The following is a 10,834-nucleotide window of genomic DNA, read 5'->3' as shown; positions in this document are numbered from 1 at the left end:
CATGTGTTAAGCACGCCGCCAGCGTTCATCCTGAGCCAGGATCAAACTCTCCGTAAAAGAAAAATACCGACAACGACCGGAATAGGCCGAAGCAGCGAGTTTGAACTGACCAAAGAGATAAATCATTGCTGACTATCCGTTTGCCGACCTCCCGAAAGAAGCCGGACTTTGATCCAAAGGAATCTCACCTCAGCCGAAGCTGAAGTCGAGGTTATTTGGCATTTGACAAGTGCACGCTGTTGAGTTCTCAAGGATCGGATGCTCCCACACCACCCCGCAGGGCTTCGTAGTGAGGCAACTTCTCTACCTTAGGACGAGGCTCTGAAACCGTCAAACCCGACACGCCGATGATCTCGAGAGATCGTGGAGTTCGGATGACGGCAGAGAGCACGTCCCGATGACCCGTCCTAGACCTGAGGTCAGACCCAATCGCAGAGCGACAGTTTCTTCTTGGAGGGGGTGGTCCGCCAGCTTGAGGGGGCGGCGGGCTTTTCAGCCTCTCGCTCTTCCCTGTGGGGCGAACAAGTAATAACTTACGCGGGGATCGGGGACTCGGCAAATCTGCCTCGCATCCCGGGCGTGTCGAGCCCCCGGATCCCTGTCAGCGCTTGTAATTCGGCGCTTCGACGACGATCTGCACGTCGTGCGGGTGGGACTCCTTGAGGCCCGCCGAGGTGATCCGAACGAATTTGCCCCGGGCCTTGAGCTCCTCCACGGTGCGGGCGCCGACGTAGAACATCGACTGCCGCAATCCCCCGACCAGCTGATAGGCGACGGCGGAAACCGGTCCGCGATACGCGACCTGTCCCTCGATGCCTTCGGGGATGAGCTTGTCGTCACTCGGGACGTCCGCCTGGAAGTAGCGGTCCTTCGAGTACGAGGTCTTCTTGCCGCGCGTCTGGAGCGCACCGAGGGATCCCATCCCCCGGTACAGCTTGAACTGCTTGCCGCCCTGGAACACCACTTCACCCGGCGACTCATCCGTGCCGGCGAGGAGAGAGCCGAGCATGACGGTGTCGGCGCCGGCGACGAGCGCCTTCGCGATGTCACCGGAGTACTGGAGTCCGCCGTCTGCGATGATCGGGACGCCGGCTTCCCGCGCGGCGAGGGATGCCTCGTAGATCGCGGTGACCTGCGGGACGCCCACGCCGGCGACGACGCGGGTCGTGCAGATGGACCCCGGACCGACGCCGACCTTGACGGCATCCACTCCCGCGTCGATGAGAGCCTGCGCACCCTCGCGGGTGGCGACGTTCCCTCCGATCACGTCGATGTGCGCGAACGACTCGTCCGCCTTGATGCGCTTCACCATGTCGATGACACCGGCCGACTGACCGTTGGCCGTGTCGACCACGATGACGTCGACCCCGGCATCCCGCAGCGCTTCTGCGCGCTCCCACGCGTCCCCGAAGAAGCCGATCGCGGCTCCCACACGGAGTCGTCCCTGGTCGTCCTTGGTGGCGAGCGGATACTTCTCGCTCTTGTCGAAGTCCTTGATGGTGATGAGGCCGGCGAGCTTGCCGTCGTCGTCGATGAGCGGGAGCTTCTCGACGCGATGATGCGCGAAGAGGGCGATCACCTCGTTGGCCCCGATTCCCACGTGCCCCGTGACGAGACCCTCGACGGTCATGACGTCGCGCACCTTGGTGGTCTGACGCTCGAAGCCCGAGACGAAACGCATGTCGCGGTTCGTGACGATGCCGACGAGCTTGCCGTCGTCGTCGATGACCGGGAGTCCCGAGATGCGGTACTGACCGCACAGGGTGTCGACCTCTTCGATGGTCGCGTCGGGAGTCGTCGTGATCGGGTCGGTGATCATCCCCGACTCGCTGCGCTTGACGCGATCGACCATCTTGGCCTGATCGGCGATGGAGAGGTTGCGATGGATGATGCCGATACCGCCCTCGCGTGCGATGGCGATCGCGAGGCGGGCCTCGGTGACGGTGTCCATCGCGGCGGACAGGAGCGGAGTCGCGACGGTGATGCGCCGCGTGACCCGGGAGGAGGTGTCGGCCTCGGACGGGATGACGTCCGTGTGGCCGGGCAGCAGGAGGACGTCGTCGTACGTCAGTCCCACGAATCCGAACGGGTCGTTGTGCTCCATGTGCTCTCCTGCGTCGATCGGCTTGTCTGAATTCTAAGGCGCACGAGCCCCGATTCATTCCCCGCGTGCGTCGCCTTGATATAAGGAGCACTCGAGGTCGCGCGAAACGACGGAGTGTCGATGGTTGCGGCAGGGAAACACACCCGCAACAATCGCTGGATACGGTCGTGTGGCGCCGGGGGCACCCGTACCTCTGCGCGCTGACCATGCTTCAACCAGGAGGTGTCGGTGACGACCACCCGCTCTGTGCGCGCCCACGATCGATGGCGACGCGCACTCGTAGCCCTTATCGCCGGAGTCTTCTCCGGCGCTCTGCTGTTCGGGCTGGCGAATCCCGCCGCCGCCGACACGCAGAGCCCGGAGACCTTCCCGTTCGCGGTGCAGGGCAACGTCCGTGTCGCCGGCGACCCCGTCGAAGGCGCGACGGTCGTCGTGACGGGCGGCGAGTACACCGGCGAGGCGAAGACGGCTGCCAACGGCTCGTGGCGTGTGCCGGTCCCGACGAAGGACGTCCCCTACACGGTCGAACTCGTGAAGGACTCGCTTCCGAGCGGGGTGGTCGCTCCCGAGGGCTTCGCGTTCACCCAGGAGGTGACGTTCGGCCCGACGAGCAACGTCACCCGGAACTTCACCCTCGGCGCCGCGGAGCGGACGACGACCTCGTTCCTCGACCAATTCCTGTCCCGAGCGGTCAACGGCCTCAACTTCGGACTGATGCTCGCCCTGGCGGCGATCGGCGCCTCGCTGGTGTTCGGAACCACGGGACTCTCGAACTTCGCGCACGGCGAGATGGTCACGTTCGGCGCACTCGCTGCGCTCTTCTTCTCCGTCGCAGTCAACATCCCGATCTGGGTCGCGATCCCCCTCGCGGTCGTCGCCTCGGCGCTCTTCGGCTACGGAATGGATGCCGGACTGTGGCGGCCGCTGCGCCGCAAGGGCATCGGCACCGTGCAGCTCATGATCGTCTCGATCGGCCTCTCGCTCGCGCTCCGCTACATCTTCCAGATGTTCATCGGCGGTGGCACGGTCAACCTGCCGGGCAGAGCGACGGCCAACATCCCCGGCCTCGGGCCCATCAGCCTGTCGGTCACCGACGTCGTCAGCATGGCCGTCTCGGTCGTCGTTATCATCGCGTTCGCCTTCTGGCTCATGAGGACCCGCATCGGACGGGCGACCCGTGCCGTATCCGACAACCCGTCGCTCGCCGCGGCGAGCGGCATCGATGTCGACGCCGTCGTCCGCATCGTGTGGGTGATGGCGGCCGCGCTGGCCGGACTCTCGGGTGTGCTCTGGGCCTACTTCCGTCCCGGCATCAAGTGGGACATGGGCACCAGCATCCTGCTGCTGGTCTTCGCCGCGATCACGCTGGGCGGTCTCGGCACCGCGTTCGGCGCGCTCGTCGGCTCGATCATCGTGGGTCTGCTCGTCGAGGTCTCGACGCTCTGGATCCCCTCCGACCTGAAGTACGTCGGCGCGCTCGTCGTGCTGATCGTCATCCTCCTGTTCCGTCCGCAGGGTCTCCTCGGACGCCGAGAGCGAATCGGATAACGGCTCATGGACTTCCTGCAGATCCTCAACAACACGGCGGCTCAGATCCTGTCGCCGGTCACACTCGGCTTCGTCCTCGCGGCCATCGGTCTCTCGGTGCACTTCGGTTTCGCCGGGCTGCTCAACATGGGTGTCGCCGGCTTCATGGCGATCGGCGCCTATGGCTTCGCCATCTCGACGCTCACCTTCGGCCTGCCGTGGCCCGTCGCGGCTCTCGTCGGCCTCGTCGGGGCAGTCCTCTTCTCGATCGTCATGGGCATCCCGACGCTGCGCCTCCGCGGTGACTATCTGGCCATCGTCACGATCGCCGCGGCGGAGGTGGTGCGCCTGCTGTTCCTGACGGCGACCTTCCGCGAGACGACGGGATCGGCCGACGGCCTGGTCGGTTTCCAGGCCGACTTCCGCGCCAGCAACCTGCTGCCCCCCGGACGCTACGGCTTCGGTCCGTGGACGTACCAGTCGGACCAGTGGTGGGTGATCATCATCGGCATCATCACGATCGCGATCGTCGTGACGTTGGTCTGGCTGTTGATGCGGAGCCCGTGGGGCCGCGTCATCCGCGGCATCCGTGAAGACGAGGACGCCGTCCGCTCGCTCGGCAAGAACGTCTTCGCGTTCAAGATGCAGGCGCTCATCGTCGGCGGCGTCATCATCGCCGCGGGCGGCATCGTGACCGCCCTCGGCACGAACGTCAACCCGAACGTCTACGTGACGTCCCAGACGTTCTACGTGTGGACCGCGCTGCTGCTCGGCGGCGCCGCCACGATCTTCGGCCCGGTGCTCGGCGCGGTGCTGTTCTGGGTCGTCCGCGCGTTCCTCTCGAACCTCCTGCCCGCGCTGTCCAAGATCGGCGTCCTGCCGTTCCTGACCTCCGAGCAGAGCCAGATGCTGGTGTTCGTCCTCGTGGGTGTCGCCCTCATGGTCCTGGTGATCTTCCGGCCACAGGGAATCCTCGGAAGCAAGAAGGAGCTGACCTTTGTCCGCTGACGTCGCACCCCCCGCACCGCGTCCCAAGGCGACCGGCCTCCACAAGGGCGAGATCCGTCCGGGCGTGGAGAAGGTCGATCCGATCATCGTCGCCGACGGCGTGAAGCGCATCTTCGGCGGACTCACCGCCGTGGACGTCGACCACGTCGAGATCCCCCGGAACGCCATCACCGCCCTCATCGGACCGAACGGCGCCGGCAAGACCACGCTGTTCAACCTCCTGACCGGCTTCGACAAGCCGAACCAGGGTCAGTGGTCTTTCGACGGGACCAACCTCGCCGGGATCCCCGCCTTCAAGGCGGCTCGCATGGGCCAGGTCCGGACCTTCCAGCTGACGAAGTCCCTGGGGCTCCTGACCGTGCTCGAGAACATGAAGCTCGGCGCGCCCGGCCAGGGCGGCGAGAGCATCTGGCGCGGCATCCTCCCCTTCCTGTGGCGCAAGCAGGAGAACGAGATCGAGGAGAAGGCGCGTGGCCTGCTCGCGCGGTTCAAGCTCGACGCCAAGGAGAAGGACTTCGCCGCGTCCCTGTCGGGCGGGCAGCGGAAGCTCCTCGAGATGGCCCGCGCGCTGATGAGCGACCCGACCCTCGTCATGCTGGACGAGCCGATGGCCGGTGTGAACCCCGCACTGACGCAGTCACTGCTCGACCACATCCTCGACCTGAAGGACCTCGGCATGACCGTGCTCTTCGTCGAGCACGACATGCACATGGTCCGCCACATCGCCGACTGGGTCATCGTCATGGCCGAGGGCAAGGTCGTCGCCGAAGGTCCGCCCGACACCGTCATGAAGGAGCAGGCCGTCATCGACGCATACCTCGGTGCGCATCAGGATGTCGACCTGGGCGTCGTGACGGGCCGTTACGCCGGTGAGCTCACCCCCGAGGCGGAAGAGCTCCTCGAGGCCCAGCACGAGCTGCAGGAGGCGGTCGAGGCGGATGCCACGACCCACGCGGCGGAAGATTCCTCGGCGCCAGGCACGCCCGCACGCGCTGCGGACCGGACGGAGGACGACAAGTGAGCGACACCGCAGCATCCCCCGTCGGCGGCACCTCGACCGCGGCGACCGAGAACGTCGTCGAACTCCGGGACGTCCACGCCGGATACCTTCCGGGCGTCAACATCCTCAACGGCGCGAACCTGACCGCCGCGAAGGGCGAGCTCATCGGCATCATCGGCCCCAACGGCGCCGGTAAGTCGACCATGCTGAAGGCGATCTTCGGACAGGTGAAGATCCGCTCCGGAGCGGTCACGCTCAACGGCGAGGACATCACCGGCCTGCGCGCGAACAAGCTCGTCTCCAAGGGCGTCGGGTTCGTGCCGCAGACCAACAACGTCTTCCCCAGCCTGTCGATCGCCGAGAACCTGCAGATGGGCGCCTACCAGCGCCCGAAGGTCGTGGCGGAACGGATCGACTTCGTGACGTCGATCTTCCCCGACCTCTCCAAGCGTCTGCAGCAGCGTGCGGGGTCGCTCTCGGGCGGCGAGCGACAGATGGTCGCCATGGGTCGAGCCCTCATGATGGACCCCTACGTCCTGCTGCTCGACGAGCCGTCGGCCGGACTGTCGCCGTCGCGTCAGGACGAGGCGTTCCTGCGGGTCTCGGAGATCAACAAGGCCGGCGTCACCACGATCATGGTCGAGCAGAACGCACGTCGTTGCCTGCAGATCTGCGACCGCGGCTACGTCCTCGACCAGGGGCGAGACGCCTACACGGGCAGCGGGCGCGAGCTCCTGAACGACCCCAAGGTCATCGGCCTGTACCTGGGCACGCTCGGGACCTGACCGCTCCGCACAGCGACGCACCATGCCCCCGGCCTGCAGGCCGGGGGCATCGTCGTTCGCCCGGACGACGCGGATGCACCGGCGCCGATCTCGTATGATCGCCGCGCGCACGAGAGAGCGGCCCCGGTCCGAAGACCGGGGCCGCTCGAGTACGTCAGCGGCGGATCAGATCAGCCGAGGTTGAGGAACGAGTAGTTGTTGTCCTCGCCGTACTGGAAGATGCCGATCGTGGCGCCCTGGGGGTCGCCCACCTTGTCGAAGGTGATCGGACCGGAGACACCGTCGTAGTCGGCTACCTCACCGGCGTTGATGATGTCGGCGCACTCGGCGTAGCTCGTGCACTTCTTGCCGTCTCCGGTGCCACCGGAGACCTGCTGCAGGTGCGCGGCGACGTCGGGGCCTTCGGCCGATCCGGCTTCGAGGGCGGCCAGAGCGAGCAGGATGACCGCGTCGTACGACTCAGGACCGTACGTGAAGTCCTTCAGCTCGGACTTGCCGGTACCGGTCCAGTACGAGTTGAGGTCCTCGCGGAAGGTCGCGGTGCTGGTCGGGTCGACGGCCGGGTACGTGCCCTTGGCGCCTGTCAGGGTGCCGGCGTCGAACTCGTCACCGAAGTTGGCGAGGTTGCCGTCCACGAAGTACATCTTGTCCTTCGGGAAGTCAGCGGCCACCAGCTCGGGGATGATCGTCTTGACCTCTTCGAACGTGATCAGCGCGATCGCGTCGGGGTCGGCCGCGAGGACCGTCTCGACCTGCGACGAGAAGTTCGTGTCGCCCGTGTTGTACAGGGCGGCCGAGACGACGGAGCCGCCGGCATCTTCGAACGCGGCCTTCGCGAAGCACGCGAGACCGGTGCCGTACGAGTCGTTGAGGATGATCATGCCGACCGTCTCAGCGCCGTCACCGGCGATGAGGTTGCCGAGCACCTGGCCCTGCAGCACGTCGGAGGGGGCGGTACGCCAGTAGAGGCCCTTGTCCTTGTAACCCGTGAAGGCGGCCGAGGTGTTGGCGGGCGAGAACTGGATCGCGTCGGCGGCGATGACCTGGTCGATGAACTGCAGCGACGTGCCGGACGAGGCGGCGCCGACGATCGCGGTGGCGCCGGCGTTCAGCAGACGCGGGATCTCGGTCTCGTACGCCTTGTTGTCGGTGTCACCCGAGTCACCCTGCTCGAGGTTGATCGTGACGCCCTTGTCGGCCTTGTTGACCTCGTCGGCGGCGAACTCGGTGCCGGCGATCTCGGGCGGGCCGAGGAAGGCGAGGTTGCCGGTGACGGGCAGGGCCGTGCCGATCGTGTACGTGAGGTCCTTCGCCGGACCCTTGGAGGTGGACGCGTACTCCGGCGTGTAGGACGCGGGCGCTGCCTTGTCGCAGTCCACCGGGAAGTCTGCTTCAGCAGCAGGGGCGGCGGCGCTCGAGCCGGCGGGTGCGGGTGAGCCGGAACAACCGGCCAGGACCAGTGCGCTCGCGCCGATCAGGGCGAATGCGCCCATGACCTTTGCCGTGCGCGATCGGGTGAGAACGCTCATTGTGCTCCTTGCTGTGGTGACACGAGTCGGATCGGGTCCGGCCCGGTGTGATCAACCTAGCGGGGAGGTCGTCTCGCGAGTGTTGCCGTTCGTTAACGATGTGTAACGAGGTGGGCACGCTCCCATAACGGTCGGGAAAGCGGCATCCGACCCGGTTCAGACGGGGTCGGGAACGGCGGTCACGGCGCGCGCACGCTGGCGACGCGAGGCCAGGAGCGAGTCGACGGCGAACACCGCGATCGCCACCCAGACGAGCCCGAATCCGATCCATCGCTCGAACGGCATGGGTTCGTGCAGGATGAGCACGCCCGTGAGGAACTGCATGATCGGCGCGATGAACTGCAGGATGCCGACCACGGTCAGCGACGTGCGTCGGGCTCCGGCGGAGAAGAAGAGGAGCGGGATCGCCGTGATGGCTCCGGCCAGGAGGAGCAGGATGGTGTGGCCGGTGCCCTCGCGCCCCATCGTGAGCCCCGACGTCACTCCGACCGCGACGAGCTGGATGACGGCGATCGGCACGAGCCAGAAAGACTCGAGCGTGAGGCCGCTGACGGCATCCACCGACGGTCCGATGCGCTTTTTCACCAGCCCGTAGGTCGCGAAGCTCGCGGCGAGGGTCAGGGCGATCCACGGCACGTTGCCGACCGCCACGATGATGACGACGACAGCCGCGGCGGCGATGCCGACGGCGGTCCACTGGGCGGGGCGCAAACGCTCCTTCAGCACGATCACGCCGAGGAGCACGGTCGCGATCGGGTTGATGAAGTAGCCGAGGCTCGTCTCGACGACGTGACCCGTCAGGGTGCCGATGAGGAAGACCTGCCAGTTGACGTAGATCAGGAGACCGGCGACGAGGGTCCAGAGCAGGAGCCGACGATCGCGGAGGATGACCCGCATCCGCCCCCAGCCGCGGGTGACCGCGATCAGCGCGACGCAGAAGACGAGGCTCAACACGATGCGCCAGCCGACGACCTCCCACGGCGTCGTGGGCGCGAGGCTGACGAAGTACAGCGGGAGGAAACCCCAGAGCACGTACGCCGAGAAGACGAAGATCCCCCCGAGGGATTTCTCGCGGGCGCTCTCCTCGGGTGTCATGAGTACGAGCCTACGACGGTCATGACAGCTTGCGCGTCATGGCGACTGCCGACGTTCGCGCGGATCCTGCCATCGGCAAGGCAAAAACACAGGGCCCGGATGCCGAAGCATCCGGGCCCTGTCGAAGGTGCTGCGTGTCAGCGGACGACGACCGCGAGGACGTCGCGAGCCGAGAGCACGAGGAACTCGTCGGCGCCGAACTTGACCTCGGTACCGCCGTACTTGCTGTACAGGACGCGGTCGCCGACGGCGACGTCGAGCGGAACGCGGTTGCCGTTGTCGTCGATGCGGCCGGGGCCCACGGCCACGACCTCGCCCTCCTGGGGCTTCTCCTTGGCGGTGTCGGGGATGACCAGGCCACTTGCGGTGGTCTGCTCGGCCTCGACCTGCTTGATGACGATGCGGTCTTCGAGCGGCTTGATGGAAACCGACACGGTCTACCTCTTTCTTGCTGGTGGGGTCCTGCTTCAAGACTCATCAGCACTCGCTTGTCGAGAGTGCTAACGAAAGTCTAGGGCGCGGTTGGCACTCATGCAACGCGAGTGCCAACCGAGGTCCGGATGCCGCACGGCCTAGGCTGGCCGGATGGAACAGGCCGAGCTCACCGCCCTCCTGACCGCCCAGGGATTGCGCATGGTGGACGAGGTCGGCCCCCTGGCATCCACCACCGAGGTCGCCGCCGCCGTCTCGCGCCTGCGCGCGGCCGGCCACTCCCCCGATCTCGTCTCGGCCGTCGTCGGCCAGGCCCACCTGCGGGTGCGCGCCGCGGCGAAGTTCGGTCCGTTCGCGGACCGCATGCTGTTCACCCGAGCGGGTCTCGAGCAGGCCACGCGGCTCGAAGTGGCCGCGCGTCACGCGGGGCGGTTCCGGGATGCCGGCGCGCACCGCGTCGCGGACCTCGGCTGCGGCATCGGGGGCGACGCGCTGGGGCTCGCGGGCATCGGTCTGGACGTGCTCGCGGTCGACGCGGACGAGACGACGGCCGCGCTCGCGGCGTACAACCTCGCCCCCTTCGGCGAATCGGTCACCGTGCGGCACGGCCGTGCCGAGGAGACCGACCTCGACGGGTGGGATGCGGTCTGGCTCGACCCGGCCCGGCGCACCGCCGGCCATTCCGAGACCTCGCGCACGGCGCCCGAGGACTGGTCGCCGTCGCTGGACTGGGCTTTCGACCTCGCAGGACGGATGCCGGTGGGCATCAAGCTCGGCCCCGGACTCGATCGCGACCTCATCCCCGACGACGTCGAAGCGCAGTGGGTCAGCGTCGACGGCTCGACGGTCGAGCTCGTGCTCTGGTCGGGATCGCTGCGACGCGAGGGCGTCCGCCGGTCGGCGCTCGTGCTGCGCGGCGGCAGCGCCGCAGAGCTCACCGCGCCCGGCGACGCCGACGACGAGCCCGTCCGCGACCTCGGTGCGTTCGTCCACGAGCCCGAGGGCGCCGTCATCCGCGCGCGCCTCATCGGCGAGGTCGCACGGAGCCTCGACGCCGGCATGCTCGGCGGCGGCATCGCGTATCTCACCTCCGACACCCCGCTCACGAACCCGTTCGTCCAGTCGTTCCGGGTGCGCGAGACCCTCCCTCTCAAGACCGGCGCGATCGATGCGGCGCTTCGGAAGGCCGACATCGGCACGCTCGAGATCAAGAAGCGCGGCGTCGACGTCGACCCGGCGCAGTTCCGGCGCAAGCTCACGCTGCGGGGTACGGCATCCGCCACCCTCATCCTCACGCGGACGGGCGAGGGGCGGGACGCGAAGCGGGTCGCGATACTGGCCGACCGGGTCTGAC

General features: G+C 67.1%; 9 protein-coding genes. 5 read left to right on the top strand and 4 right to left on the bottom strand.

The annotated features are described in order from the left end of the window. Window positions 1–601 precede the first annotated feature (601 nt). Window positions 602–2,104, bottom strand: coding sequence for an IMP dehydrogenase (gene guaB, locus H286_RS0114345; RefSeq protein ID WP_018187253.1), 1,503 nt, complete (start codon window positions 2,102–2,104; stop codon window positions 602–604). 228 nt (window positions 2,105–2,332) lie between these two features. Between guaB and H286_RS0114340 the strand changes: the two genes are divergently transcribed. The 4 genes from H286_RS0114340 to H286_RS0114325 are packed head-to-tail and all read left to right on the top strand — an operon-like array spanning window position 2,333 to window position 6,424. Continuing rightward, entirely contained in the window at window positions 2,333–3,652 is a 1,320-nt protein-coding gene (locus H286_RS0114340) for a branched-chain amino acid ABC transporter permease (protein WP_020098691.1), read from the top strand. 6 nt (window positions 3,653–3,658) lie between these two features. Continuing rightward, entirely contained in the window at window positions 3,659–4,639 is a 981-nt protein-coding gene (locus H286_RS0114335) for a branched-chain amino acid ABC transporter permease (protein WP_018187255.1), read from the top strand. Further along, complete coding sequence (locus H286_RS0114330) at window positions 4,629–5,660, top strand: ABC transporter ATP-binding protein (protein WP_018187256.1); 1,032 nt, start codon at window positions 4,629–4,631, stop codon at window positions 5,658–5,660. Before H286_RS0114335 ends, H286_RS0114330 begins: the two co-directional genes overlap by 11 nt. Next, window positions 5,657–6,424 carry an ABC transporter ATP-binding protein gene (locus tag H286_RS0114325; RefSeq protein ID WP_018187257.1) on the top strand — a complete coding sequence of 256 codons (768 nt, stop codon included), beginning with the start codon at window positions 5,657–5,659 and terminating at the stop codon, window positions 6,422–6,424. The genes H286_RS0114330 and H286_RS0114325 overlap by 4 nt, the downstream gene beginning before the upstream one ends. Window positions 6,425–6,594: 170 nt before the next feature. Here the strand turns inward: H286_RS0114325 and H286_RS0114320 are convergent, their stop codons facing one another. The 3 genes from H286_RS0114320 to groES all read right to left on the bottom strand — a co-directional run bounded on the left by H286_RS0114320 (window position 6,595) and on the right by groES (window position 9,482). Next, window positions 6,595–7,953 (bottom strand): ABC transporter substrate-binding protein, encoded by a 1,359-nt coding sequence (locus tag H286_RS0114320; RefSeq protein WP_020098690.1) that lies wholly within the window; start codon window positions 7,951–7,953, stop codon window positions 6,595–6,597. 156 nt (window positions 7,954–8,109) lie between these two features. Further along, window positions 8,110–9,048 carry an EamA family transporter RarD gene (gene rarD, locus H286_RS0114315; RefSeq protein WP_020098689.1) on the bottom strand — a complete coding sequence of 313 codons (939 nt, stop codon included), beginning with the start codon at window positions 9,046–9,048 and terminating at the stop codon, window positions 8,110–8,112. 137 nt (window positions 9,049–9,185) lie between these two features. Beyond that, on the bottom strand, window positions 9,186–9,482 hold the full coding sequence (gene groES, locus H286_RS0114310; RefSeq protein WP_017203655.1) for a co-chaperone GroES: 297 nt from the start codon (window positions 9,480–9,482) through the stop codon (window positions 9,186–9,188). 151 nt (window positions 9,483–9,633) lie between these two features. Here groES and H286_RS0114305 point away from each other — a divergent pair, with 151 nt between their 5' ends. Beyond that, window positions 9,634–10,833 carry a class I SAM-dependent methyltransferase gene (locus H286_RS0114305; protein ID WP_018187260.1) on the top strand — a complete coding sequence of 400 codons (1,200 nt, stop codon included), beginning with the start codon at window positions 9,634–9,636 and terminating at the stop codon, window positions 10,831–10,833. Window position 10,834: the final 1 nt, after the last annotated feature.

Source organism: Microbacterium sp. 11MF (genome assembly GCF_000383475.1).
GTDB lineage: Bacteria > Actinomycetota > Actinomycetes > Actinomycetales > Microbacteriaceae > Microbacterium > Microbacterium aquilitoris.
Note: the sequence above shows the minus strand (reverse complement) of the source record. Positions and strands in the feature narration are given on the sequence as shown.